The organism is Pedobacter sp. Bi126 (assembly GCF_918698245.1).
Taxonomy (GTDB): Bacteria; Bacteroidota; Bacteroidia; order Sphingobacteriales; family Sphingobacteriaceae; genus Pedobacter.
Window position 1 is genome coordinate 62,938 of record NZ_CAKKMS010000006.1, and the last position, 25,259, is coordinate 88,196.

A 25,259-nucleotide genomic window follows, 5' to 3' on the forward strand; every position below is an offset into this window, starting at 1 on the left:
CATGTCAAAAAATATCAGAAATATTATTACCATAGGTGCATCTGCAGGAGGACTATCAGCGGTGTCTAAGCTGCTTTCTAAACTTCCTGCCGATCTGGATGCTGCTATATTTATTGTAATCCATTTAGGTAAGGCAGCCCTTGTAGATGTTGTACTTAACATGCTTGGCAAAAATTCGCCACTTCCGATCAGCATACCGGAAGATGGTACCCCGATAAGCAACGGACAGGTTTACCTTGCACCAGCTGATGCCCATATGATGCTGCAGAAAGGGCACATTTTAATTAAACGGGGCGCTAAAGAAAACCATTGGCGCCCATCTATTGATGTACTGTTCCGCACGGCTGCTGCTGCCTACGATTCGTGCGTAACGGGCATTATACTAACTGGCCTTTTAGATGATGGAACATCTGGAATGGCCGCAATAAAAAAGTGCGGTGGCCGCTGTATTGTACAAGAGCCTGATGGTGCCGAATTTCCTGACATGCCCAACAACGTGATCAGCAACATGGAGGTTGATTACCGGGTACAGATTGAAGAAATGGGCTATATCCTTAGCGACCTGTATTCCAGAAATGAATGCGAAGCCGGCGCCGTTCCTGAAGAAGTGAAACTGGAATCGGAAATTACCATCAGAATGTCTACCAGCCTCCCGGCTACCGCCCAACTGGGGCAGCTTACGCCTTTTACCTGCCCGGATTGCGGAGGGATTCTTACCCAGATTGACGATCTGAATGGAGAAAAACACTACCGCTGTTTTACCGGCCATGTTTTCAGCGAAAGTTTTTTGGATAATGAGTATGCCGACAAAACAGAAGAAACCCTTTGGGTGGCCATCCGCATGATGGAAGAACGCAGAAATTTTAACAATACCATGCGCAAAGACAATGGCATAAACGAACCGGAGAGGGAAGCCAAAGACAAGGAGCTCCAGGCACACATAGAAAGGCTCAAACTGGTAATGCAAGGGTTGGCAAAAGAACGTCAAAAAATTAAATAATTAAACAATAGAAGCCTTGAAAGTAATACTCGCAGAAGATCATAACATTGTTCGAAACGGCATTAAAATGCTTTTAGAATCGCAGGGAGAGGTAAGGGTTGTAGCCGAAGCTAACAATGGCCTCGAAGTACTCAGCTATTTTGCTGAAGGTGGGCATGCAGATATTGTAATTGCCGACATTAATATGCCCGAAATGGATGGAATCAGCCTGATCGGGCAGCTCAGAACACTGAGCCCTTCTACTCATGTTGTGATGCTCTCTATGCTTGATAATGAAAAATACGTTGCCCAGGCATTTATTGAAGGTGCCAGAGGGTACCTCCTCAAAAATGTAGGCGAGGACGAACTAAATTTTGCACTACGCTACGTAGCTGGCGGAGGCAAATACCTTTGTGCCGAACTGGCCGAAAAGTTACTCGATAAACTCACCCAAACGACCATACAACAGCCCGAAACAAACGGACAGCATATCGATTTTTCACTAAGGGAAATGGAAGTATTACATTTAATCGCCGAAGGATATACGAATACCGAAATGGCCGATAAACTATTTTTAAGTAAACGCACCATTGAGGGGCACCGCCAGGCACTGATCGATAAAACAGGTGCTAAAAATACCGCTGCACTTATCCGCTTTGCGGTAGTCAACGGCTTCATCAGTTAGGCCGAAACCTGCAGTAACCAGTCATAAATAACCTGGCAATCTACCCATAACAAAATCTGTTAAATATCCATTTGCGTATATCCTAGTGATTAAAGCAATGGTAGATAAAAGAGAAAAATTAGCGGTACTTCTTAAAATACGCTCCATTTATTTGAGTGGTTTTGGTGGCTTGCTTAAAAATGGCAGAATAGTAGACCGGAGAGAATTTCCACAGGCGACGCCTATTGGTGAATATGCAAAATTTGGAATTACTAAAAGCCAGAAAATTACAGATATCTAACTTAAATGACGGTTGGTATTTAATTAAGCGTTCTATTAAAAACCTGAGTTCGATAATTATTTGCTAAAAATCATATCTTATATATGCCTAATCCCGCTTTATCGTCATGCTGAATTTATTTCAGCATCTTTTTTGTGTGAAAGACCCTGAAATAAATTCAGGGTGACGACCGCCTTAACAGAAAACTTGATTAAAACGTCACAAAATGAGATTTGATAATCGAACTCATGTTAAAAGATTGGAAGGTTAGTTAAATTTTACACGCCAGGGCTTAAAATACATGAGCATAGCGTTACTGTTTAACTTCTTCGGTTTTTTTTTAAGCAATAAACGTTTTACAGGCTTTAATATCTCTTCAATACTAAAAGGTTTCTCAATAAAACAATCAAATGTACTTCCCTCCAACTGGAGTAAAATACTGCTATAGGCAGAAATGATTACCACCGGAATTTTAGATAAATGCTCATTTTCTTTAAGTGCTGTGCAAATCTCTCCACCATTTACCTTCGGCAAATGGTAGTCAATTATGATGAGGTCGGGCCTGAATGCCTCTATTACACCCATTTCAGGAGCATCTGTCTCTATACGGCAGTAAAATCCCATATCGGTAAAAAGATTTCCGAGCACCTCAGAAAGTGCGGGATCATCCTCAATAATCATTAGCCGCTGCGGCAAATGCACCTGTTTTTCAACTGCAATGAACTGTACCCGTTTTTCCATAATCTTATTGACAACTCTTTTAAGCAATTTACCAAAATACAGTTCCTTCTGCAATGTGGTTAATACTGTTTTAAAAAAGTAAAATACCTGAAATACAAACGTTTAAGCACAGCACATTAATTGAATAAGCTAAACTTATATTCCTGCCATAAAAATAAAAACAACCCGAACCAACATCGCTTTTTTATTGTTTATTAATAAATGCAGCTTTAAGCGATCAACTTAAAATAATGATAAACGATGAGAGACCTACCCTTAAATCATAACCAAGAAGATTTGAATACATTAAAGAAAAAATTTGATGATGGATTAATTGAATCATTATGGAGCGAAAACGGAGAATTGACCTATATTATTAACGATGGGTTGGATTTAAATGAATATGCTAACCTGGCCAAACAAATTTTGGAAAGCGAAGGCGATATTGCCCATGATTTTATTGGCAAGGTTACCAATAAATCGAAAACTTCATCAGCAAGATTCGAATACAGGTCTGGCTGGTTTTTAGATGGCATGGCTGATGGAGAAATTGAATAACAGGTAGCAGCAAAATGCAAACAAACTGATAACGAAATATGAAATTAGGAAAAGCATACATCGGCACATCGGGATGGAAATACCGCCATTGGGAGGGCAATTTTTATCCTGATGACCTTAAAAAGAAAGATCAGTTTAAATATTTTACCGAACATTTCGATACTGTAGAGCTGAATAATTCATTTTACCGCCAACCCAGCATCGATAATTTTAAGCAATGGGAATTGCAAAGTCCGAAAAATTTCATTTATGCTGTTAAAGCCAATAGATATTTTACCCACCTCAAAAAATTGAATGTGGAAAAGGCCGAAATCCTCGATTTTTTAAAAGCCAGTGAAGGGCTGGAAAACAAACTGGGACCTATCCTTTTTCAACTCCCGCCTAAATGGCAATTAAATACAGAAAGGCTGCAGCGGTTTTTAGAAATGCTCCCTAAAAAGCACCGATATACTTTCGAATTCAGAAATCCAAGTTGGTATCATGATGATGTATTTACGCTGCTCGCCAAATATAACTGTGCTTTTTGCATTTATGAGCTGGCCGGGCATCAATCTCCCATTTTGAGCACAGCAGATTTTGTGTATATCAGATTACATGGCCCTGGAGGAAAATATCAGGGAAGTTACAGCGAGCATAGCTTAACAAAGTGGAACAACATGTTGATTTCGTGGATGAAAGAAGGAAAAGATGTGTACCTCTATTTCGATAATGACCAGGCAGGTTATGCTGCTTTTAACGCGCTAGAAATAAAAAAAATGATCGGCCCGGCATAACAAAAATAATTTAGCAAAAAAATAAGCGAAAGTACCCAAGCTTATGTTGGTTAATTTTCGCTTTGCTTAAAACTTTTAATCAGATGGTTCTGTTATTTTAACAAAGTAAATCGCATTATGGCAAATACCAAAAACGACAGAAAAGACCTTGAGAAAGGCAATCAACGGAAAAACCAGAAAGAGCTAAATCAAATCGCTTTGGGTAATACTGACATAAAAAACACGTCGTTAACCAATAACAACGATCTTTTAAGTTTGCCCAAAACCGATGGCACAGGTGCGAACCCTGCCGCGGCCACCCCCCATTCGCTTATTGTACACGAAGATGAAAAGGATAAAGACAGGTATGAAGAAGGCAACAATAAAGATCAAAAAAATGCCCCTACAGCATAACGTAAAAACGCAAATACCATTTTTAATGAACAAATTTTAGTGTACAAACTATTTCTTTATGAGTAAACTGATCTGTATACTTGAGGATGATGCAGGGATAAGAGATATATTACAGTTCCTGCTTTTAGAAGAGGGCTACCAGGTAGCATGTTATACTACCGTTAACGAGTTTCTGAGCAGAAAAAATATCAATCCAGACCTTTATTTATTGGATGTAATGCTGCCCGACGGCAACGGCATGGCGGTATGTAAACTGCTTAAGGCTGATCCTAAAACTGCCGCAACACCAATAATAATGATGAGTGCCCATGCCGATATACAACAAATGAGCAGCGGATGTAATGCCGAAGAATTTGTGGTAAAACCCTTTGATATCTTTGTATTATTAAAAAAGATTGTCGATCTGTTAAATTTAAAAAGTGCTGCAAAGGATACATAATTGCTTAATTAAACTTAAATCAGCCAGGTTAGAATAAAACTTTATATCATTATACAGTAAACACCAGAACGATAAAAACTGGGGTGGCAAGATCAGCTTTGCTTATTTTTTTAAGCCTTGGATTTCATTCAGGTCTGCCGTCCAATGGGCAATTTTTGCTTCAGCCCAGGCCCTCAAATCAGGGTTAAGCAATCCTGTAGAACCAGTAGCTTTTACATGAAAGCCAATCATTTTTTGGTCTGAATCGATGAGGAGTGAATGTAACTGTTCAAATTGGACTGGATTATGTTGACGCAATAGTGTTAGTTTCTGCAAGTGTTGTTCTTTGAGCGAAGTTTGCGAAAATTGATCCTGCGTATTTGTATTTGCAGCTAACTGCTGAATATAGGCTTGATTTTCATTCCCTCTCCTGATGCCTACATTCTTAATTTCTGGCGCATCAGCCATCTTCTGCAGCTCAAGGTTCAACTGCTGCTGATATTGCATTTCGGGATATACCGAGTCGGTAAATTCGCGATCGTGCATGGCAAATTCGGTTCGATCATGTTTGCAGCCAAGCAAAAACAGCGAAACAATAAGAAATAGACAAAACTGAGGATATTTCATGATTTTAACGCTTTTACAAATATTAATTTACCAGTCGATAAACCAGCACAAAATTGTTCCGTTTATTTATTTGGTTTTCACCCATAAAACAAAGTAAAAACAGAGATGGTTTTATAAAATTAACTGGTAGATCCAAAAAAGAAATGCATAAAAAATTCTGATGGTTATGTAGTGAATAATTACACAGACTAAAAAGAATTCAAAAAGAAAAATTCGTAAAACTTTCACAAAAGCACAATTGTTTTATTGCTAGTATTTTAACAATAATTCTATTCTTATGAAAAAACTTATGATGATGATGCTGGCCTGCTCAATCTGCCTGGCATCGGTTGCACAAACACGGCAAGACACCACCAAAAAAAAGACAGAAAAAACAAAACCTGCAAAGAAAAGCAAAGAATGGCCGTCTAAAAAAGACACCACCAAACGTGACACGCTCAAACGTGACACCATGCAAAAAACCAATCCAGTGCATTAAGCAAGGGCCCTCACGGGCCTTTTTTAATGCATCAACAATTTTTCCGAAAAATTTAAGCTATTTAGACATCAGGTGACTTACAAGCTCAACCTCATTGGTTAGATCTAACCGCAATGGCGTAATAGAAACATAACCATGATCAACGGCCCAACGGTCGGTGTCTTCTTCGGCTGGCTCAAGCGGAGTTACCGTAATCCAAAAATGTTTCCGCCCCATCGGGTCTTCTCCTGGAACAACATTTCCATCATAAAGGCGCACAGACTGCCGTGTCCACTTAATACCCTTAGGTTCTGGCGGAAAATTAACATTATACAGGGCAAGCTCGTTGTTTATAAATAATTCCTCGAGCGAACTTACCACAAAGGGTTTCAGTTTTTCGAAATCAGGTTCGGTACGCCCAACAGGCGTACTTAAAGCAATGCCTTTTACGCCCAAAAGAACAGCTTGTTTTGCCGCAGCTAATGTACCCGAATGCCACATTGAATTGCCTAAATTAGGGCCCATATTAATCCCCGAAAGCACCACATTGGTATCAGGATAGAGGTGCAGGCCAAGTGCAACACAATCGGCCGGTGTACCGTTTACGCGAAAAGCATCTATACCCTCAAAAGCAATCGGCGATTTCTTGTAGCTTAAAGGCCGTGAATGTGTTATGGCATGGCCCATAGATGACTGTTCTACATCAGGGGCAACAATTCTTACTGTGCCAAAAGCTTTGGCAATGTTGGCAAGTGCTGCTATTCCGGGGCTGTAAATGCCGTCGTCATTGGTGATTAAGATATTCATGTCTATTTTTTTACTGTTTATACCTCTTAATAAAACTAAGTCTGGCCTATATTGTTCAAATAAAGATGAAAAAGCCAGCGCCTTTAGTTCACGTAATCCATAATCCTGGAGCAGGACAACAAAAACTTTCAGAAAAAGAACTTGCGTCTGCCATCGAGCGCCACGGCTTTTCGGTAGATTATGCATCTTCTGAAAAACGTTCATTAAAAGATATCCGCCCCGAAACTTCATTTATTGCCATTGCCGGTGGCGATGGAACCATAAAAAAAACGATTATCAAACTCCTTGATAAAAAACTGCGTTACAAACGGCCCGTAGCCCTTCTTCCTTTTGGTACAGCAAATAATATTGCAACCTCTCTTGGTATTTCTGACGATCTGGACCGTAATATAGCTTCCTGGTCTAATTACAATCTGCGGAAATTTGATATTGGACAGGTTACCGGAACGACAGAACCACTGTTTTTCATCGAATCTTTTGGCTTTGGTATTTTCCCTAAACTGATGCAAAAGCTTGAAGGTATGGATACAACAGCAATCAAAACGGCTGAGGATGAATTCGAAATTGCACTGGATACGCTATTAGCAATCTCCGAAACCTATGCTGCTCACACTTGTAGCATAGAAGTAGAGGATAAAAAAATAAGAAAAAAATGTATCATGGTCGAAATCATGAATATTTCGCGCCTTGGCCCCAATTTGAGGTTAAGTGAACATGCTGATCCCAGCGATGGTTTTTTCGATGTGGTAATTGTAGAAGAAAACCAAAGGGAAATCCTAAAAAACTATATTGCAGAGGTTGCAAAAGGAAAAGATGTGGTGTTTCCAGTACCGCCGATAAGAACAAAACACTTAAAGATAAAATGGGACGGAAAAGATGCGCACGTAGATGACCAGCTGATAAATGACATCAAAAAGAGCCGTTTAAAAGTAAACCTGATGCACAGCCTTGTAGAAATAATGGTTGAAAATGAAAAACTTAAATAAATAAGAGCCTGTTTAAATTTTATTATGAATTATTAGTATGTGAGTCTAAGGGGTTAATTTATTTCATAAAAACCAATATAAGTGACATACATAATTGATTATTTTTTGCCAAAGCTTATCCTTGCCTCGGCTCGCCGCCGCCGAAGGGCTCTTTCTTTTTGGCATCAAAAAGAAACAAAAAATGCCGGCTGAAAATTTTTCTTTTGAAGGCAGGTGTGCGGCTAGAACAGTGCAGCCCGAAAAATTTGTTAGGCCGGATTTAAGTAGAACGAGGATACAGTGCTATGGCCTAGCTGGACGAAAATGCGAAAGTCGTTAAGATATTGATTAATAATGATTTACAAAATAACGTCAATGGTAGCGTAGTCGAAGACCTATTTTTCGATATATTAAAAGCAATCGACTCCCCTCAGTGTGACAAAAATATTAGATAAGTAAAATAATTGTATCAAATTTAGACAGTTTCTTTGTACTTGAAATATAGCTGATTTACACAAGTGGTCGTCACCCTGACCTGTTGCGCAGCGGAAAACTACGCAGTAAACCGAGCCTTAAGCGAGCTCACCGAAGGTAATTTATTTCAGGGTCTTAAACTTTAGATGCTGCTATCTCAAGTATACTTTAAGCTTATTTCCGAAAAGAGTGCTTGTTGACTAATTTTTTTTATATTAAAAAAGTAATTTTGCATGGCATAATAAAAATCAGCCTTTCAATCTAAACTCGATTGAAGCGGCATCCCCCAATCCTTCATTGGGGATACAGCGCAAAGCGAGACTGCATGACCCGAAGAACTACTGCACACTCATTTTCAAAAAACAATAAAAAAAAAAGGCATGAAAGATGCTGAACTAAATTCAGCATGACGATAAGAAAATAAAAAACAGTTGGCAATTTCTAGATGGCAGTTTTTATATGTTTTGCGCCATTTAAAACCACCGTTACCGATCATCTTACTCATCAAAGATTTATAGAAATTAACCAGCCTTTTTTATCCAAAAAGAACAACTTTCTGTTCAAGGTAAAAAGATAAGCTCCGGAAAAACGCGTACAATTCAAAAACCTTTGCGCTTTACCTCCTGTTTTAATATAAAAACAGCTTATGAAAAACCGTACCGACCTTACGTCCGCCAGGGACGGAGAAAATGAAAGTCTATGGCAGGTTTCGCATCCCCGCCTGGAAATCAAACCGCTCAAAGAAAATACAATTTACGATGTAGTAATCGTTGGTGGAGGAATTACAGGTGTAACTACTGCACTTGAACTACAGCGAAAAGGTAAAAAATGTCTTTTGATGGAAGCGCAAAATCTGGGCTTCGGTACAACAGGTGGTACAAGCGCACACCTAAATACCTTTTTGGATGCCACCTATCCGGAGATCGATAGCGATTTTGGAAAAGAAGCCTCTGCCCAACTTGCGCGTGCTACAAAAGAAACAATCGAAATGATCGGCAGTAATATCAAATCGCTCGAAATCGATGCAGACTTTGAATACAAAGATGCCTTCCTCTTTTCTCAGAACGAGGAAGAGACCGAGCAGCTTAAATCCATCCTTTCCTCTTCACAGCAGGCTGGTGTTAAGGTAAGTGAAGTATTTGAAAATGGCATTGCAATCGATTTCCAACACGTATTACTATTTAAAGAGCAAGCACAATTCCATCCCATAAAATATATACTTGGCCTCGCCAGAGAATTCCTTAAACTGGGTGGAGATATCCTGGAGCATACCTTTGTTGAAAACAGTGCGTATAAAAACGATATTCACTATATTAATGCAGGAAATGTAACCGTTCAAGGCAGGAATTTGGTATGGGCTACACACATTCCGCCTGGAATTAATATCCTGTCGCTCAGAAATGCACCTTACCGAAGTTATGTACTTGCGGCTAAACTTAAAAACGGAGATTACCCCAACTGCCTGGCTTATGATATGCAAGAGCCTTACCACTACTTCCGAAGTCATGAAATAGATGGAGATCAATACCTGTTAATTGGTGGCGCTGACCATAAGACGGGGCACGATGATCCGGAAAAGGCCTTTTCGGCGCTAGAGAAATATGCACTGGAAAACTTTGACATCAGCTCAATCGATTATCGGTGGTCATCACAGTATTATGTTCCCGTAGATGGCCTGCCTTATATTGGCCAGTTTCCGGGTGGTGATGCGAACAGCTATGTAGCAACAGGTTTTAACGGGAATGGTATGATCTTCGGCAGTCTTTCGGCAATGATCTTGACCGATTTGATATTGGGTATTGAAAACGATCTTGCGAAACTGCTCAGCCCTTCGCGATTGAAACCCGTTTCTGGTTTTATGGATTTTGTGCAGGAAAATGCAGATGTGGCCTATCATTTCGTTGCTGACCGGTTTGGAACAGAAATTATCCAGTCTACAAAAGAATTAAACAACGATGAAGGCAAAATAGTAGAATTAGATGGCAAAAAGCTCGCTTTATATAAAGATACAAACGGCAAGGCTATCGCTTTAAGCCCTGTGTGCACACATGCCGGTTGCATTGTTAACTGGAACGCCAGTGAAAAGAGCTGGGACTGCCCTTGTCATGGAGGAAGATATGCTACTGATGGTAAAGTGCTTACCGGGCCACCAAGGAAAGCGTTGGAGAGAATAGAAATCCATAAGACTTAACAAGCCTGATAAAATAAGCTCAGGTATAAATCAAGATTTGGACCGTTACAAAGGGCGACTAAAAAAGATCAATGTCCAAACAAATCCATCAACATTAGGGTTGTAATTTTATGGTTCCATTTAATATTCAGATCGATCATGGTGATGATAAAATAACCCTGACCATTATTCCAAAGGAAGATTATTATATAATCGTTTATTTTGGCGGTATCCTTGGTGCCATCAGAAAAATGGAGCTGGACTGGATACTGCTCCAACAGGAAGAGATTGATCCTGGAATGCTAGCATATTTCGACCATAAACTGAATTCAGAAGTGGCACAGGTCTCATTAGGTATTCATGAAATTAACCTCATTGCGGGCGAAATTGAAAATCACCTTGTAAATCAGTGATAATAGAAGCTTTGGCCAGATCCTCATTTTGTTTATCACAAAAGCTCCGTTCTAACCCCAGGCTACTCAAAACCATTTATCCATAAGGGTTGTTATTTAGGCCAAGAGACCTCCGCACTACCAGCACCAGGATTTGCAAACACCTGCAAACGGGTCTGTTAATGTAGTGGCCAAAATAAGATTTTTATAATGGACAACAAGATGAAAAATGTAGGCAAAATGCTTATTGCCAGAAACCTCACCATTGCTTTTGCTGAAAGTGCAACCGCAGGCCGGCTTTCAGCGGATTTTTCGATGATAGAAGATGCGGGTAAATTCCTTAAAGGAGGTATTACCTGTTATGATGCCTGTTTAAAAGAAGATCTTTTACAGGTTGACGCCTCGCTGATCAAGACCTATACCCCTGAATCAATGGAGGTTACGAAGACCATAACCCTGGGACTCTCGAAATTGATAGCTGCAGACATCCATATCGGCATCACCGGACTTGCAGCTCCCGGGGGAAGTGAAACCGAGGAAAAACCGGTAGGCACCATGTTTATTTACGCTACGCACCATAACGAACTGGCTTTTTCAGAAAGGCTTAACTTTACCGGCAGTCGTGAGGAAATTGTTGCAGCAACAGTACTGACTTGCGCAACCATGTTAGAAGATTACCTCACTTCAGCGGATAACTAACAAATAGATATGAAAGCAAAGAAAGTATTTCCAAAAAAGACCTGGTTGTACCGAAATGGGCTCTCCATAACCTTTATCAGCCTATTTGTTTTTACACTCCTGGCACAGGCGATTACCGGCTGGAAAGAACACAATAGTGAACTCAGCGACGAGGGAGCTTCTCCGATCTCTTTTAATAATTACCTTCATACCGGGCATTTTATTTCTGCCACTTTCGAAAATTTTGAAAGCGAATTTCTGCAAATGGTTCTTTATGTGCTGCTAACCGTAAAATTGCGTCAGATCGGTTCGGCTGAGTCTAAAAAACTTGATGAAGAAGAAGAGGTAGACCGCGAGCCTGTTGCCTCGGAGCGTGCCCCATGGCCTGTACGCCAGGGCGGGCTGATCTTGAAGCTGTACTCCAACTCGCTTTCTATTGCTTTTAGCATACTTTTTCTGTTAAGCTGGTACCTCCATTTTTATGGTAGCTGGCGAGATCACAACGCTGAGCAAATATTAAAAGGTAAAGCAACAGATACCATGACCGCCTATCTTGGCCAGGCCAACTTTTGGTTCGAGACCTTTCAAAACTGGCAAAGTGAGTTCCTTTCAGTAGCTGCTATTGTGGTATTTACCATTTTCTTAAGACAGAAAGGCTCTCCAGAATCTAAACCGGTAGATGCGCCGCATATGGAAACGGGAAAATAAAAAGATCAGAAATATTAAAATTGACCATGATGGATAGATTGGTACAGGCCATTATTGAAAGCCCAAAAGGCAGTCGCCAGAAATTTGATTATGAACCCAAGAGCAATATTTTTATCCTGAGCAAATTATTGCCTGCGGGGATGGTGTTTCCTTTTGATTTTGGCTTTTTACCCGGAACTGTAGGAGAAGACGGTGATCCCCTTGATATCGTGGTCATCTCCGAACTCAAAAATTTTACAGGCTGTGCGGTAGAATGCAGGATAATTGGAGGGATAAAGGCTCAACAGCGCGAGCGGAATGGAAAAACAATACGTAACGATCGTTTTATCGCGATAGCTAACATAAGTACAGCATACGCAAAAATAAATTCATTAAAGGATCTCCCATCGGGGTTATTGACGGCTATAGAAGAATTTTTTGTAAACTACAATAAACAAGCTGAAAAGTCTTTTGATATACTCGGGCATATCCAAACTGATCAGGCCTTCAAACTGATCGAGAAAAGCTATGGAAAAAATCCTGATAAACAGAAACTCATCCAATTGTTTCTGCCCTTTACAGACCTTCCTTCTGCTGATACAAGACTAAAAACACTCGAGCAGCTCCTGATAAAAAAATTCGGTGGGCTTAGTATCTATGCACACCAACCCGTGTTAGGTAAATGGCAGGACCAGACAAGGCTGGAAAAAGATAAAATGATTGTGTTTGAAGTTATGGTAGCATTATTTGATAAAGAATTTTGGAAAGCCATCAAAAGTAAACTCGAAAAACAGTTTCATCAAAAAGAAATACTGATCAGAGTATTTGATATTGCGGTTATCTGAAGTACTGAATACATCAGGGCGCGCTTAAAATGAAATACATAAAACCATTTGAAATTCCAACCTGTTCTATAGACATCAAAAACCTATTAAAATATAATTATGGCAACTACAAAAACAGCGGGCAACAAAGCCTCAAAGTCTACATCTAAAACAGGAAAAATAGAAAATTCTGAATTCCATGATTTTTTTATTGATGAATTAAAGGATATTTATTGGGCAGAAAAACACCTTGCTAAAGCGCTTCCAAAAATGCAGAAAGCGGCCACCAGCCCTGAGCTTGCAGCTGCTTTTGAAAAGCACACAACTGAAACCCAACAACATGTGACTACACTGGAAGAAGTTTTTGGACTTTTAGGTGAAAAACCAGCGGCTAAAAAGTGTGATGCAATGGCAGGTTTACTGGAAGAGGCCGATGGAATTATCGCTGATACCGACAAAGGTACGATGATAAGAGATGCAGGACTTATCCTGGCGGCTCAAAAAGTGGAACATTATGAAATTGCAACCTATGGTACCCTTAGGGTGTTTGCCGAAAATATCGGACACACGGACATTGCCGAACTGCTTTCTCAGACCCTTGAAAATGAAAAGGCAACCGATGTAGCACTCACCGAGATTGCTGTCAATGCGGTTAATGAAGAGGCCGTTGCAGAATAAAAAGAGTGTGTATCATAAACGTAATTTCACCTCAGATGCTGTCATGTTGTCTAAAGGACTCCTATGAATGGCCTGCTTAAACACCTTTAAGGGTATTTAAACAGGCCTTTCGACAGGCTATCAATGACAGACTCCAATAGAGTAGTCGTCATTGCGAGGAACGAAGATAACCGAACGATTGAGCTCATGAATGCCTTTAAAAACAACGGCACAAATGAATAATCTTAATGCGCACGCTGGTAGCGATCGTTGTAAGATTGCTTCGTCGGCTGAAAAGCCTTCTCGCAATGACGATCCTTGGAAGCTTATCCACTGCGAAAGAAATCTATCAGATCACATCCATCCAACAATAACGGACATATAAGCGTTATTTATTATGCAAATGATATGATCAACACAGGAAATCCAATATTCAGCCACAAATTTACTTCTGATCCAACCGTTTTGTTATACGATCAGAAAGTATATTTATACACAGGGCACGATGAAGCACCGCCAGGTGTACAAAGCTACATCATGCGCAACTGGCTCTGCTTTTCTTCTGCTGACCTGATCAACTGGGAAGAACATCTGATACCATTACAGGCACAGGATTTTAGTTGGGCTAGCGGGGATGCATTTGCATCCTGTGTAATTTTTAACAAACAGCAATTTTATTGGTTTGCTGCAGTATCCCATCGCGACATACCAGGCAAAGCAATTGCACTTGGAATATCAGAAACACCTACGGGTCCTTTCCGTGATGCAATCGGATCGGCACTCATCACGGGGAATGATATTCCTTCCGACAAAAATCCGATGGCAAACCTTGATCCTTCCGTAATCATTGACACAGACGGGCAGGCTTATATCTTCTGGGGTAACCAACAGTGTTATTTCGCTAAATTAAGTGACGATATGCTCGGCCTGCAGGGCAAAATCGAAACGATTGAGCTACCTGGTTTCTCTGAAGGTGCTCATGTTTTTAAACGCAACAACTGGTATTACCTAACTTACGGTTATGGCAATCCGGAAAAGGTAGCCTATGCCATGAGCCCCAGCATACATGGGCCGTGGATATTTAAAGGAATATTGAATGAGCTGGCTGGAAACTGCGAAACAAACCGTCCTGCCATTGTCGAATTCAAAGGAAAAAACTACTTCTTTTATCATAACGGTGCATTAAAAGGCGGAGGCAGTCACAGGCGTTCGGTCTGCGTGGATTATCTTTATTATAATCCAAATGGGACAATCAAGCGGGTGCTAATGACCAGCGAAGGATTATGCTAGCGCTCCCTGGCCAAAGCCGGCAATTTTCACGGAAATATCCCCCCTACTACTTTCATATTAATGCTCTATTTGACCTAGATGTCAAATCTGGCCAACAAAAACACCATCCTAATACACTTCAGCAATGATTTGCGGTTCTAATCCAGATCGCTGCAATTGTATTTACAGGAGAAGCGTGAAACAAACAAGTGCTACAAAAAAACACCCGATTATTCAAATGTACTAGTAAAAATGACGAAATAAACTATTCCCATAGCCACAATCCGAATAATTTAGCCTACTGATCATCAAACCAGATTATGAGCCGAAAGCCGAATAAATTATTAGCGATTTTGCTATTTCTTTTCTTAGGAATCCTAACCTTAAGTGCGTATAAAAGAGCCAGCGGGCTTAAAGATTACTATAAAAATTATTTCCCCATAGGTGTTGCCGTTAAGCCGAGCGACCTCCATAATCAAGAAAAAGCCCTGATTTTAACACATTTTAATAGTATCACGGCAGAAAATGCAATGAAAATGGGTCCAATACACCCCTTTGAAAATAGATTTTTCTGGAAAATTGCAGATTCAATTGTTCAATTTGGACTACAGAATAAGATCAAAGTAAGGGGTCATTGCTTAGTCTGGTATGCCCAAACGCCAAGATGGCTATTTAAAGACTCTACAGGAAACCAGGTAACTAAAGAGGTATTACTTTCCAGGATCAAAAACCATATTAACACCGTTGTATCACGCTACCGTGGGAAAATTTATGCCTGGGATGTGGTGAATGAGGTGATTGCAGATGACACCAGCACTTTCCGAAAATCTCAGCTGTATAACATTGCAGGAGAGGAATTCATTGAACAAGCATTTAGGGATGCACATGCGGCAGATCCAAAAGCGCTGTTGTTTTATAACGATTATAATACGGAAAATCCTATAAAACGGGAAAAGATATATCAGATGCTTAAAAAGCTGTTAGCCAAAGGAGTTCCCATCCATGGCGTTGGATTACAGGCGCATTGGTCGATCAGCACCCCTACCCGCTCCGAACTTGAAAAATCTATTGAATTGTTTTCATCTCTTGGTCTTCAGATCCAATTTACCGAGCTGGATATTTCCGTGTATTCGGGAAGACAGGGCGGCCAGATGATTACAGGCGAAAAAAGCACTAATGCAGCTGTTTTTACACCAGAAATGGAACAACAGCAATTGGAAAAATACAAGATGGTTTTTGAGGTCTTCAGAAAATATAAAAAAAACATTACAGGTGTCACCTTTTGGAACCTCTCCGACCGTTATAGCTGGCTTGATGCCAGAGGTAGGAAAAACTTTCCATTACTATTTGATGCCGATTTAAAACCAAAAAAAGCATACTACGAGGTTACAAAGTTTTAAACAAACAAGCATTTGATGATTAAAGGCAAGATGTACTGCTAAATCATCAGTATACATCAATTACGATCAACTATAACCAAATATGATTAAACTCCGTGCCATCTTTACTTGCGCAGCTTTATTGCTGATCAGCATTCCCTCATTTTCACAAGATTCGAATTTTTATATATTTCTATGTTTTGGACAATCGAACATGGAAGGTGCCGCCAAATTTGAAACGCAAGATACTACAGCAGTTGACCAACGGTTTCGCCTGTTGGAAGCCGTTAATTGCGATAACTTAAACCGTATAAAAGGCAAATGGTATACCGCGGTTCCACCGCTAACACGATGTAAAACGGGACTGGGCCCGGTAGATTATTTCGGTCGGACACTTGTTGCCAACCTGCCCAAAAATATTAAAATCGGTGTAATCAATGTCGCCATAGGCGGATGTAAAATTGAACTGTTCGACAAAGAAAATTACCAATCCTACACCGCAACAGCACCAGATTGGATGAAGGGTATGTTAGCTGAATACGAGGGGAACCCCTATGCCCGGATGGTAGAGATGGCTAAAATTGCACAGCAAAGTGGCATAATCAAAGGAATATTGTTACATCAGGGAGAATCAAATACCGGCGACAAAGCCTGGCCAGAAAAAGTAAAGGGCGTGTACGAAAACTTATTAAAAGACCTAAAATTAGAAGCTAAAAATACACCGCTATTGGCCGGAGAAGTGGTAAATGCCGATCAGGGCGGAGTTTGTGCCAGCATGAACACTATTATTGCGACTTTACCGCAAACCATCCCCAATGCACATGTTATTTCTTCTGCGGGATGCCCCGATGGAGCGGACAATCTACATTTTTCTGCCGAAGGCTACCGCATGTTAGGCAAAAGATATGGAGAAAAGATGCTGAGCTTACTTGGCAAAAAATAATCAAACAGCCTAAATTTTCCAAACTGATCAAGATACAATGAGTGCCAAAAATATATTTTCAAGTTATATCCTATTTCTATTCTTCGTACTGGCCTTCGGAGGATGTAAAACGGGTCAATCGCTTTCCAGTAATCAAACAGATAGCAGGGGTTTAAAAGATTTTTACAAAAATTACTTCCCGATCGGTGTTGCCGTTGGCAAAAGAAATCTGAGCGGAGCGGAAAGCGCGTTGATTAAAAAACATTTTAACAGCATTACAGCAGAAAACGACATGAAAATGGAGTCGATGCAGCCTATAGAGGGGAAATTTAATTGGCGGGAAGCCGATTCGATTATCAGCTTCGCAACGCAAAATAACATCAAAGTACGTGGCCATAATTTATGCTGGCACGAACAGGCACCCTCATGGTTTTTCACAGATAAAGAGGGAAAGGAAGTAAGTAAAATAGTATTGTTACAACGATTGAAGGCACATATTGATGCCGTAGTTGGGCGATATAAAGGAAAAATATATGCCTGGGATGTTGTGAATGAGGCTATTGATGACGATTCTACAAAATACTTACGAAATTCGAAATGGTACCAGATCTGTGGTGAAGACTTTATCATCAAAGCCTTTGAATATGCACACGCCGCCGATCCCGATGCAAAGCTTTATTACAATGATTACAATACCGAAAGGCCAGAGAAAAGAGAACGCGTATACAAGTTGCTCAAAAGCCTGAAAGACAAAGGTGTACCTATAGATGGGGTTGGCCTTCAAGCGCATTGGTCTATCTATGAACCTAGTGAAAGTGAACTCGTTACAGCAATTGAACGCTATTCATCTTTAGGCCTTAAAATACAGTTTACCGAGTTAGATCTTTCCATTTATCCATGGGAGAAAAATAAACGCGCCAAACGTGCGGATGAAAGCGATGCTTACACCGCCGAACTTGAAGCCAGGCAGGTTGCAAAGTACAAAATGGTGTTCAATGTGTTCAGAAAGTATAAAAACGTAATCACCAACGTTACATTCTGGAACATTTCTGATCGCCGTACCTGGCTGGATGGTTATCCGGTACCTGGCCGCAAAAATTACCCCTTACTTTTCGACACGCAATTAAAACCTAAAAAAGCCTATTGGAGCGTTATTAAATTTTAAGTAATGAAGAAAATATTTCCGTTAATCTTACTCCTTTTCAACGTCCTCATTGCCCAAGCCGCTGGGCTCGGTCCAATTACTGTAAATACTTATTTGCCTGGAAGTTTTGCTGTGGTGAGCAAAGGTAAGGTCCCATCTATTTTAGTAAGTGCCAACGAATGGCCAGGCGCTATACGTGCTGCCCAAAATCTTCAAAACGATATTAAAAAGGTAAGTGGACTTGAACCCGATTTTTTAACGGATAAAACAAGCGGCATGCCGATCATTATCGGCACTATCGGCAACAGCAAAATCATCGACGAAATAATCAGGAACCATAGTCTAAATGTCTCCGAAATTGCCGGAAAATGGGAGGCCACCATAATCCAGGTGGTTAAAAACCCAATTAAGGGCGTAGATTCTGCTTTAGTAATTGCCGGAAGCGATAAACGGGGAACTATATATGGAATATACGAGCTTTCTGCTCAAATTGGTGTTTCGCCGTGGTATTATTGGGCTGATGTTCCGGTAAAAAAAAGCAATTCGCTCTATGTTATTGCAGGGCGTCATGTAATTTCTTCACCTGCGGTAAAATACCGGGGGATATTCTTAAATGACGAAGCGCCCGCACTTTCGGGATGGAGCAGAAAAGAATTTGGAGGTTTTAACCATAAATTTTATGAGAAGGTATTCGAATTGATTCTTCGCTTAAAAGGAAATTATTTATGGCCCGCCATGTGGGGAAGTGCATTTAACGACGACGATAAACTCAACCCTGTTTTAGCCGACGAATATGGCGTAGTGATTGGAACTTCTCATCACGAACCCTTAACACGGGCCCATGATGAATGGAAAAGATATAAAGGCGGCAAATGGAACTATGATCAAAATCCAGAACAGTTACGTGCATTTTGGGAAAGCGGTCTGCAACGTGTAGCCGATAAAGAACAGATCATTACTGTTGGCATGCGTGGCGATGGCGACGAGCCTATGTCTACAGGCACAGCTACCGCACTATTGGAAAGAATTGTAAAAGATCAACGTGAAATAATTGAAAAAGTAACCAAAAAACCCGCAGCGCAAACGCCACAGCTATGGGCCTTGTATAAGGAAGTTCAGGATTATTACGACAAAGGGATGCGCGTTCCCGATGATGTAACTTTGCTTTTATGCGATGATAATTGGGGCAACATTAGAAAATTGCCAGGTTTAGGTGAAGCGCCCAGAAAAGGCGGTTATGGGATTTATTATCACTTCGATTACGTGGGTGGCCCCAGAAACTACAAATGGGTAAACACCAACCCTATCCAAAAAATTTGGGAACAGATGCGATTGGCTTACGAACATGATGCCAATCAGATCTGGATCGTAAACGTTGGCGATTTAAAACCAATGGAGTTCCCCATCCAATTCTTTTTAGATTATGCCTGGAATCCTGACGCCATCCCGGCCGATAAACTAATGGATTACACAACTAATTGGTCGGCCAACCAGTTTGGGAATGAACACGCCGCAGCAATTGCCAACCATATAGATACTTACCTAAAAAACGCAGGCAGAATTAAACCAGAACTACTTCATGCAAATACCTATAGTTTAAGCAACTATAACGAGTTCGAACAAGTTACCGCTGATTTTAGAAAACTTAAAGAACAAGCTAAAAGCACCAGTAACCAGCTAGCTGACAATCAAAAAGATGCCTATTACCAACTGGTTCTTCACCCCATTGAGGCTGTGGCTAATTTGTATGAAATGTATCTCGCGGTAGCCAAAAACAAACTATATGCCAAACAGGGCAGATTTTCTACCAATAGTTTGGCCGTTAAAGTCGATTCTCTTTTTAAGCGGGATGCCGAAATCAGCACTTACTACAATAAAACAATGGCTGGAGGAAAATGGGACCATATGATGGATCAAACGCATATCGGTTATACTTCCTGGCAACAGCCCGATAGCAATATTATCCCTAAAACTACGCTGATTAACAATACTACGACCACCCTTGGTGTTTCACTGGAAAACTCTGAGCTCCATTTTACTGGAAAAACAAAGGTAGCGCAGGGCTTCACTTTTTCAGCGCTTGCAAATACATCGCATACGCTCGAAATTTTTAGAACAGGTGCGGGTGAAATGAAATACGACATCAAAGCGCCTGATTTTGTTATGTTAAGCAGCAAAAAGGGAACACTTAACGATGATCAGAAAATTCAGATCAGCATCGATTGGAATAAAGCGCCAAAAAACACCAAAACAAGTGAAATTCTCGTTTCTGGCAGTGATAAATCGAGCATCACCATCCCCATTAAAACCGAAAACATTATACCAACTGACTTACCTGCTAATTTATTCCTCCCTGATAAGGGCTACATTTCGATGGAAGCGACAAGTTATAGCAGAGCGGTAAACAGCAGACCTATTTTTTGGAAAACCATCCCCAATTACGGAAAAACCAGAGGTGGAGTAATCGCAACACCCGTAACTTCACCAATTCAGCAACCTGGCGAAGGCTCACCACATTTGGCTTACGATATTTTTGTAACTGAAACGGGCAATTTTACCTTAAATACCTTTATCTCCCCTACTATTGATTTCACCGGGAAAGATGGACTAAAGTTCGCCGTGTCAGTAGACGGGCAAGCTCCCATAGTAGTTAATATCAGCAAGGATTATACCTCCGATTATGCCTGGGGACAATCGGTAGCCAACAACATCAAAATTTTTAAAACGCCCCTTGCCTTTAACAAAACCGGAAAACACACCATCAACTATTGGATGATTAATCCAGGCGTGGTACTGCAAAAATTAGTACTAGATCTTGGAGCATTAAAACCAAGTTACCTAGGACCACCGGAAAGCATTAAAAGCACAGAAAATTAAATTACCAAAACCATGAGCAACATGATTAACGAATTAAAAAAAATCACCCTCTTTACATCCATTATGGGAATGGCTATCGCCAGCTCCTGCCAGCAAGCAAACCAAAAAAAGGAGAAGGAAACGGCAAACACGCCTAAAAAAACCAGCTATTTATCGCAGCCTATAATCTCCAAAATTTATACGGCCGATCCATCTGCGCACGTTTTTAATGGGAAAATTTATGTTTATCCTTCACATGATATCGAGGCTGGCACTCCTGAAAATGATAATGGTGATCATTTTGACATGAGGGATTACCACATTTTGAGCATGGACAGTGTTAACGGTAAAGTTACTGATCACGGTGTGGCACTAAGCATAAAAGATATATCATGGGCCGGCAGACAACTTTGGGCTCCGGATGCTGCCTTTAAAAACGGAACCTATTACCTGTATTTCCCGGTTAAAGATAAATCTGATGTATTTAGAATAGGTGTTGCTACATCAAAAAATCCGGCAGGACCATTTAAGGCTGAACCTGAACCTATTAAAGGAAGTTATAGTATCGATCCGGCGGTGTTTACAGATACTGATGGTGCCAGTTACATGTACTTTGGTGGAATTTGGGGAGGGCAGTTGCAGCGTTGGAACAACGGAAAATACGATGCAAATGGATCTAAAACCGACTCACAGAAAGAAAATGAACCCGCATTGAGCGCTAAGGTAGCGAAATTGAGCAGCGATATGTTATCGTTTGATGGTGAAGTGAAAGATGTTCGGCTGGTAGATAAACAAGGAAAAGCATTACTTACTAATGACCATGACAGACGTTTCTTTGAAGGTGCCTGGATGCACAAATTTAATGGTAAATATTATTTCACTTATTCAACAGGCGATACCCATTATTTAGCTTATGCGATTGGCGACAAACCTTATGGGCCATTTATTTACGAAGGCACTTTTATGAAGCCCGTTCAAGGCTGGACTACCCACCATTCCATTTTAGAGATAAAAGGCAAATGGTATATCTTTTACCACGACACCCAGCTTTCGGGCAAAACACACCTTAGAAATGTGAAAGTGACCGAATTAAAGCACAATGCCGATGGAACTATCGAAATGATTGAACCATGGGTTGAATAAGTATAAGTTGAAAATAAGGTTGTTATGGGGAATTGAAGCGATTGATGAAGTTAATCCCGGTAGTGCTATTATCCCCAGGTTTCAAGAATTGGCAAATGAGAAATCTGGGGACAAAAACACGCAATACAGCGATAATGCCCTTCGACTAGGGTGTCAATAACGGATCCAAAAGAAAGGTCGTCATTGCTGTAAGGGTTTAGTAATTCGGTAACAGAATTAGCTTTGTATTAGCTAATGATTGATTTATGCGAATAAACACGAATGATCTTACCTTAAAGCGTAATTACCTGAACAAATACCGTTTCCTGATCACAGAATATGAACAGGTAAAAGCTGGTCTGCACGCCAATTTTAAACTTGTAAAAGACTTCTACTCTGCGCATGATACTGATGCGCGAAGTTTTTTGAAGTATTACAACAGGTTCAAGCAATCGGGCAATGAACTGGACCTGCTCCCAGCGAAGCGTGGTCCTAAGTACCGTACAAGACGTCCCGACCTACAGGATGAACAAAAAGTGCTTGATCTTCGTAAACTTGGCTGTAATAAATTTGAAATAGCCAGTCAGCTTCAACAAAAATCAGATAAATTTACGCCATCGGCATCTGGGGTATACAATATCCTCAAGCGTCACGGTCAGAACCATTTGAGGTCGGCCGAAAAAGAAGTTAAACGAAAGATCATAAAGGAGTATATGGGCCAGTTGGGACATATTGATTGCCACCATCTTAGTAAAAGTGTAATCAGGGGACAAAATAGAAAGCTTTATCTGCTGTGTGTCCTCGATGATTATTCACGTTTGGCCTGGGCAGAGGTAATGGAAGACATTACCGCTCTTACCACCATGTTCGCTGGTATGCGCTGCATGCAGATGCTCAAACAGGAATTTGGGATACTCTTTGAGGAGATGATTGCTGACAACGGGCCAGAGTTCGGTCCCTCAATCAGTCAGAACAAAAAGAACCATCCCTTTGAGAGGATGCTGATGGAAACCGGGATCAAACGACGTTACACCAAGGCATATCGGCCACAGACAAACGGAAAGGTTGAACGCTTCTGGAGAACCTTAAAAGAGGATCTCATTGAAGATACAGACTTTGATAGCCTAGAGGAATTGCAGGACGAACTTTTAAAGTATATTGTATATTATAACTGGGAAAGACCACACCAAGGAATTAATGGTAAAAAGCCTGTGGAAATGGTCAATATAAATAACAAAAAATAAACTAGTTCGTTACCGAATTACTAAACCTTTACAATTGCGAGGAGGAACGACGAAGCAATCTTAATGCGCGCGCTAGTAGCGATCGTTGTAAGATTGCTTCGTTCCTCGCAATGACGATAATCTGAGGAGATTAATCTTTAAAATTCCCCTGTCGTTTATATTGATTTTATACAAAAATTACCCCTCAGGGTAACATCTTTTTACGATTTATCCCTTGGATAAGATTAGGCAGGAAGCTATTCTATTTTGCTTCAATCCTAAAATAGTCGAAGTCAACATATCCTCCAGCATTTTCAGTTGCGTAATTAAACAATCCGAAACGGTAGCCTATAAAATGGGGAAGCGTATACGACATTTGCAGCGGCTCTCCTATTGGTTTCCAGGTTTTGCCATCAAAGCTGTAAAAAAAATAGCCTTTATCTGTTCGGTTCTCAAAATCACACCTTGCTTTGAGATAAATGGTTTGCTGTCCGGCTGGAACATCTTCGCCATTTACAGTGCCACTTTGGGCGCTTACCGTTACCACCGTTTTCTTTGACCCTGTATGTTTTATGCCAACCCAACCAAATTTGCGTTGGAGCAACATCAGTCCAGCCTGGTCTCCGGCTTTCATATTGGAAATATCAATTGAAGTGATTGCGGTTGATACGGGCCCGATGGTACGCTGGGTTAATGTATTGCGGGCCAGAAGAATATTGGTATCCAATCTGGAGGTGGTAATCCGTAAAAATCCTGGGCGTTTGGTTATCGACCAAAATGCATGTTCTGGATTGTGGTTCCATTGCCATACCAGTGGAAGCGCGGGCTCGCCTTTTTTGCGGATAAACTCATCTGATGCCACAATGCCGGGAATTAGGCCCTTACTAACCGGAAGTTCCAGTGTTTCTGGGACTTTACCATCAACACCCAACACCGGCCAGCCATCTTCCCAGGTAACCGGGACTAAATATGGAATGCGGCCAACGGATCCAAAATCTCTAAAAAGATAAGAAAACCATTTTCCTTCTGGCGTACTGATTAAACCGCCTTGCGCAACACCCTTATCTTTAAGTGCCACCCGCCCTTCATATGGCCCCGTAAGTTTGTCGGAACGGTGTACCACAACCGTACGCATTCCATTTCGTGGCCAGGTAATGTTAAAAAGATAGTATTTGCCATTAATTTTAAACAGTTGGGAACCCTCAGCTGGTAATCCGGCACCCGTACCCGTGGGAAGGCTTGCGTTTTCGATAATCGTTAAGGGTTTCGTGTCAGGTTTTATTCCAGATAAATCTTCCTTTAATTCCACCAAAGTAATTTTGCCGGTACCGTATACCATGTAAGCTTTTCCATCCTCAAAAAACAGAGAGTGATCATGGAGCGAAGGTTTAAATGACATAAGTTTCCACGGGCCTTTTTCGATATCTTTTGTACTGTAGATATACGTTTTGCCTGTGGTACCAGAAAAAGTGCTTACATAATAAATGCCCTGATGAAAACGAAGGCTACTTGCCCACGATCCCCGACCATAATCCCATTTTCCATTGGATAAAGTTAATTCGTCAGCATTTCCGAGGGTATCGTAAGCGTAGCTTACAATTTTCCAGTTTACCAGATCGGTTGATTTCATGATGGGCACACCGGGATTCATGTGCATCGTAGTGCTGCTCATGTAATACATTTTCCCTACTCTGATCATCGAAAGGTCGGGTACATCGGCAAAAATGAGCGGATTTGTTGCTTTTTGTGCCTCAACATTAGCTGTATTTAGCACAAAAAAGAGTAATAATGTAAATAATTTAAGGTTCTTCATACAGGTTA

Annotated in this window: 26 protein-coding genes; 22 read left to right on the plus strand and 4 right to left on the minus strand. The window is 40.7% G+C overall.

The annotated features are described in order from the left end of the window. Position 1: 1 nt before the first annotated feature. The 3 genes from LQ201_RS20530 to LQ201_RS20540 all read left to right on the plus strand — a co-directional run bounded on the left by LQ201_RS20530 (position 2) and on the right by LQ201_RS20540 (position 1,944). Positions 2–1,000, plus strand: coding sequence for a chemotaxis protein CheB (locus tag LQ201_RS20530; RefSeq protein WP_230145315.1), 999 nt, complete (start codon positions 2–4; stop codon positions 998–1,000). 16 nt (positions 1,001–1,016) lie between these two features. Next, complete coding sequence (locus LQ201_RS20535) at positions 1,017–1,664, plus strand: response regulator transcription factor (RefSeq protein WP_230145314.1); 648 nt, start codon at positions 1,017–1,019, stop codon at positions 1,662–1,664. A gap of 97 nt (positions 1,665–1,761) precedes the next feature. Beyond that, positions 1,762–1,944: a hypothetical protein gene (locus LQ201_RS20540; RefSeq protein WP_230145313.1), complete on the plus strand. Its 183-nt coding sequence runs from the start codon at positions 1,762–1,764 to the stop codon at positions 1,942–1,944. Positions 1,945–2,190: 246 nt separating this feature from the next. On the opposite strand, the gene LQ201_RS20545 is transcribed toward LQ201_RS20540, so the two are convergent. Then, positions 2,191–2,664 carry a PleD family two-component system response regulator gene (locus tag LQ201_RS20545; RefSeq protein ID WP_230145312.1) on the minus strand — a complete coding sequence of 158 codons (474 nt, stop codon included), beginning with the start codon at positions 2,662–2,664 and terminating at the stop codon, positions 2,191–2,193. 240 nt (positions 2,665–2,904) lie between these two features. Here LQ201_RS20545 and LQ201_RS20550 point away from each other — a divergent pair, with 240 nt between their 5' ends. From LQ201_RS20550 to LQ201_RS20565, 4 genes are all read left to right on the plus strand, one after another. Then, positions 2,905–3,201, plus strand: coding sequence for a hypothetical protein (locus tag LQ201_RS20550; RefSeq protein WP_230146682.1), 297 nt, complete (start codon positions 2,905–2,907; stop codon positions 3,199–3,201). A gap of 38 nt (positions 3,202–3,239) precedes the next feature. Continuing rightward, the gene (locus LQ201_RS20555; RefSeq protein ID WP_230145310.1) at positions 3,240–3,974 is read left to right on the plus strand and encodes a DUF72 domain-containing protein; all 735 of its coding nucleotides are present in this window, start codon (positions 3,240–3,242) and stop codon (positions 3,972–3,974) included. Between the two features lie 117 nt (positions 3,975–4,091). After that, positions 4,092–4,367, plus strand: coding sequence for a hypothetical protein (locus LQ201_RS20560; RefSeq protein ID WP_230145309.1), 276 nt, complete (start codon positions 4,092–4,094; stop codon positions 4,365–4,367). Between the two features lie 58 nt (positions 4,368–4,425). Next, on the plus strand, positions 4,426–4,806 hold the full coding sequence (locus LQ201_RS20565) for a response regulator transcription factor (RefSeq protein ID WP_230145308.1): 381 nt from the start codon (positions 4,426–4,428) through the stop codon (positions 4,804–4,806). A 102-nt stretch (positions 4,807–4,908) separates the two neighbouring features. On the opposite strand, the gene LQ201_RS20570 is transcribed toward LQ201_RS20565, so the two are convergent. Further along, the gene (locus LQ201_RS20570) at positions 4,909–5,412 is read right to left on the minus strand and encodes a hypothetical protein (protein ID WP_230145307.1); all 504 of its coding nucleotides are present in this window, start codon (positions 5,410–5,412) and stop codon (positions 4,909–4,911) included. Positions 5,413–5,689: 277 nt separating this feature from the next. Here LQ201_RS20570 and LQ201_RS20575 point away from each other — a divergent pair, with 277 nt between their 5' ends. After that, positions 5,690–5,890, plus strand: a complete 201-nt coding sequence (locus tag LQ201_RS20575; protein ID WP_230145306.1) for a hypothetical protein — start codon at positions 5,690–5,692, stop codon at positions 5,888–5,890. A 57-nt stretch (positions 5,891–5,947) separates the two neighbouring features. On the opposite strand, the gene surE is transcribed toward LQ201_RS20575, so the two are convergent. Then, the gene (gene surE, locus LQ201_RS20580; protein WP_230145305.1) at positions 5,948–6,676 is read right to left on the minus strand and encodes a 5'/3'-nucleotidase SurE; all 729 of its coding nucleotides are present in this window, start codon (positions 6,674–6,676) and stop codon (positions 5,948–5,950) included. A gap of 65 nt (positions 6,677–6,741) precedes the next feature. Between surE and LQ201_RS20585 the strand changes: the two genes are divergently transcribed. The 14 genes from LQ201_RS20585 (at position 6,742) to LQ201_RS20650 (ending at position 23,459) form a co-directional block, all read left to right on the plus strand. Further along, positions 6,742–7,662 carry a diacylglycerol kinase family protein gene (locus LQ201_RS20585; RefSeq protein WP_230145304.1) on the plus strand — a complete coding sequence of 307 codons (921 nt, stop codon included), beginning with the start codon at positions 6,742–6,744 and terminating at the stop codon, positions 7,660–7,662. A 1,099-nt stretch (positions 7,663–8,761) separates the two neighbouring features. Continuing rightward, positions 8,762–10,306: an FAD-dependent oxidoreductase gene (locus tag LQ201_RS20590; RefSeq protein ID WP_230145303.1), complete on the plus strand. Its 1,545-nt coding sequence runs from the start codon at positions 8,762–8,764 to the stop codon at positions 10,304–10,306. A gap of 110 nt (positions 10,307–10,416) precedes the next feature. Continuing rightward, positions 10,417–10,698, plus strand: coding sequence for a hypothetical protein (locus LQ201_RS20595; protein WP_230145302.1), 282 nt, complete (start codon positions 10,417–10,419; stop codon positions 10,696–10,698). Positions 10,699–10,887: 189 nt separating this feature from the next. Further along, positions 10,888–11,376 (plus strand): CinA family protein, encoded by a 489-nt coding sequence (locus LQ201_RS20600; protein ID WP_230145301.1) that lies wholly within the window; start codon positions 10,888–10,890, stop codon positions 11,374–11,376. 9 nt (positions 11,377–11,385) lie between these two features. Continuing rightward, entirely contained in the window at positions 11,386–12,063 is a 678-nt protein-coding gene (locus tag LQ201_RS20605) for a DUF6766 family protein (RefSeq protein WP_230145300.1), read from the plus strand. Between the two features lie 26 nt (positions 12,064–12,089). After that, the gene (locus LQ201_RS20610) at positions 12,090–12,887 is read left to right on the plus strand and encodes an inorganic diphosphatase (protein WP_230145299.1); all 798 of its coding nucleotides are present in this window, start codon (positions 12,090–12,092) and stop codon (positions 12,885–12,887) included. Positions 12,888–12,986: 99 nt separating this feature from the next. Further along, entirely contained in the window at positions 12,987–13,544 is a 558-nt protein-coding gene (locus LQ201_RS20615) for a ferritin-like domain-containing protein (protein WP_230145298.1), read from the plus strand. Between the two features lie 387 nt (positions 13,545–13,931). Beyond that, positions 13,932–14,813, plus strand: a complete 882-nt coding sequence (locus LQ201_RS20620) for a glycoside hydrolase family 43 protein (RefSeq protein WP_230145297.1) — start codon at positions 13,932–13,934, stop codon at positions 14,811–14,813. Positions 14,814–15,112: 299 nt separating this feature from the next. Then, positions 15,113–16,192, plus strand: coding sequence for an endo-1,4-beta-xylanase (locus tag LQ201_RS20625; protein WP_230145296.1), 1,080 nt, complete (start codon positions 15,113–15,115; stop codon positions 16,190–16,192). Between the two features lie 82 nt (positions 16,193–16,274). Beyond that, on the plus strand, positions 16,275–17,114 hold the full coding sequence (locus LQ201_RS20630; protein ID WP_230145295.1) for a sialate O-acetylesterase: 840 nt from the start codon (positions 16,275–16,277) through the stop codon (positions 17,112–17,114). A 37-nt stretch (positions 17,115–17,151) separates the two neighbouring features. After that, positions 17,152–18,258: an endo-1,4-beta-xylanase gene (locus LQ201_RS20635; protein WP_230145294.1), complete on the plus strand. Its 1,107-nt coding sequence runs from the start codon at positions 17,152–17,154 to the stop codon at positions 18,256–18,258. Between the two features lie 3 nt (positions 18,259–18,261). Beyond that, positions 18,262–21,114 carry a glycosyl hydrolase 115 family protein gene (locus LQ201_RS20640; protein WP_230145293.1) on the plus strand — a complete coding sequence of 951 codons (2,853 nt, stop codon included), beginning with the start codon at positions 18,262–18,264 and terminating at the stop codon, positions 21,112–21,114. A 21-nt stretch (positions 21,115–21,135) separates the two neighbouring features. Next, entirely contained in the window at positions 21,136–22,236 is a 1,101-nt protein-coding gene (locus tag LQ201_RS20645; protein WP_230146683.1) for a glycoside hydrolase family 43 protein, read from the plus strand. Between the two features lie 245 nt (positions 22,237–22,481). Then, positions 22,482–23,459: an integrase core domain-containing protein gene (locus LQ201_RS20650; protein WP_230145291.1), complete on the plus strand. Its 978-nt coding sequence runs from the start codon at positions 22,482–22,484 to the stop codon at positions 23,457–23,459. A gap of 241 nt (positions 23,460–23,700) precedes the next feature. Here the strand turns inward: LQ201_RS20650 and LQ201_RS20655 are convergent, their stop codons facing one another. Continuing rightward, positions 23,701–25,251: a glycoside hydrolase 43 family protein gene (locus LQ201_RS20655; RefSeq protein WP_230145290.1), complete on the minus strand. Its 1,551-nt coding sequence runs from the start codon at positions 25,249–25,251 to the stop codon at positions 23,701–23,703. Between the last annotated feature and the right edge of the window lie 8 nt (positions 25,252–25,259).

Excerpts from the sequence above, each read along its gene's own strand:
- LQ201_RS20545 (WP_230145312.1), bottom strand. The coding sequence starts at position 2,664 with ATGGAAAAACGGGTACAGTTCATTGCAGTTGAAAAACAGGTGCATTTG.
- LQ201_RS20595 (WP_230145302.1), top strand. The coding sequence starts at position 10,417 with ATGGTTCCATTTAATATTCAGATCGATCATGGTGATGATAAAATAACC.
- LQ201_RS20540 (WP_230145313.1), top strand. The coding sequence starts at position 1,762 with ATGGTAGATAAAAGAGAAAAATTAGCGGTACTTCTTAAAATACGCTCC.
- LQ201_RS20575 (WP_230145306.1), top strand. The coding sequence starts at position 5,690 with ATGAAAAAACTTATGATGATGATGCTGGCCTGCTCAATCTGCCTGGCA.
- LQ201_RS20655 (WP_230145290.1), bottom strand. The coding sequence starts at position 25,251 with ATGAAGAACCTTAAATTATTTACATTATTACTCTTTTTTGTGCTAAAT.
- LQ201_RS20530 (WP_230145315.1), top strand. The coding sequence starts at position 2 with ATGTCAAAAAATATCAGAAATATTATTACCATAGGTGCATCTGCAGGA.
- LQ201_RS20550 (WP_230146682.1), top strand. The coding sequence starts at position 2,905 with ATGAGAGACCTACCCTTAAATCATAACCAAGAAGATTTGAATACATTA.
- LQ201_RS20615 (WP_230145298.1), top strand. The coding sequence starts at position 12,987 with ATGGCAACTACAAAAACAGCGGGCAACAAAGCCTCAAAGTCTACATCT.
- LQ201_RS20630 (WP_230145295.1), top strand. The coding sequence starts at position 16,275 with ATGATTAAACTCCGTGCCATCTTTACTTGCGCAGCTTTATTGCTGATC.
- LQ201_RS20605 (WP_230145300.1), top strand. The coding sequence starts at position 11,386 with ATGAAAGCAAAGAAAGTATTTCCAAAAAAGACCTGGTTGTACCGAAAT.
- LQ201_RS20570 (WP_230145307.1), bottom strand. The coding sequence starts at position 5,412 with ATGAAATATCCTCAGTTTTGTCTATTTCTTATTGTTTCGCTGTTTTTG.
- LQ201_RS20585 (WP_230145304.1), top strand. The coding sequence starts at position 6,742 with ATGAAAAAGCCAGCGCCTTTAGTTCACGTAATCCATAATCCTGGAGCA.
- LQ201_RS20600 (WP_230145301.1), top strand. The coding sequence starts at position 10,888 with ATGGACAACAAGATGAAAAATGTAGGCAAAATGCTTATTGCCAGAAAC.
- LQ201_RS20650 (WP_230145291.1), top strand. The coding sequence starts at position 22,482 with ATGCGAATAAACACGAATGATCTTACCTTAAAGCGTAATTACCTGAAC.
- LQ201_RS20635 (WP_230145294.1), top strand. The coding sequence starts at position 17,152 with ATGAGTGCCAAAAATATATTTTCAAGTTATATCCTATTTCTATTCTTC.
- LQ201_RS20590 (WP_230145303.1), top strand. The coding sequence starts at position 8,762 with ATGAAAAACCGTACCGACCTTACGTCCGCCAGGGACGGAGAAAATGAA.
- surE (WP_230145305.1), bottom strand. The coding sequence starts at position 6,676 with ATGAATATCTTAATCACCAATGACGACGGCATTTACAGCCCCGGAATA.
- LQ201_RS20645 (WP_230146683.1), top strand. The coding sequence starts at position 21,136 with ATGATTAACGAATTAAAAAAAATCACCCTCTTTACATCCATTATGGGA.
- LQ201_RS20555 (WP_230145310.1), top strand. The coding sequence starts at position 3,240 with ATGAAATTAGGAAAAGCATACATCGGCACATCGGGATGGAAATACCGC.
- LQ201_RS20565 (WP_230145308.1), top strand. The coding sequence starts at position 4,426 with ATGAGTAAACTGATCTGTATACTTGAGGATGATGCAGGGATAAGAGAT.
- LQ201_RS20620 (WP_230145297.1), top strand. The coding sequence starts at position 13,932 with ATGATCAACACAGGAAATCCAATATTCAGCCACAAATTTACTTCTGAT.
- LQ201_RS20640 (WP_230145293.1), top strand. The coding sequence starts at position 18,262 with ATGAAGAAAATATTTCCGTTAATCTTACTCCTTTTCAACGTCCTCATT.
- LQ201_RS20610 (WP_230145299.1), top strand. The coding sequence starts at position 12,090 with ATGATGGATAGATTGGTACAGGCCATTATTGAAAGCCCAAAAGGCAGT.
- LQ201_RS20625 (WP_230145296.1), top strand. The coding sequence starts at position 15,113 with ATGAGCCGAAAGCCGAATAAATTATTAGCGATTTTGCTATTTCTTTTC.
- LQ201_RS20560 (WP_230145309.1), top strand. The coding sequence starts at position 4,092 with ATGGCAAATACCAAAAACGACAGAAAAGACCTTGAGAAAGGCAATCAA.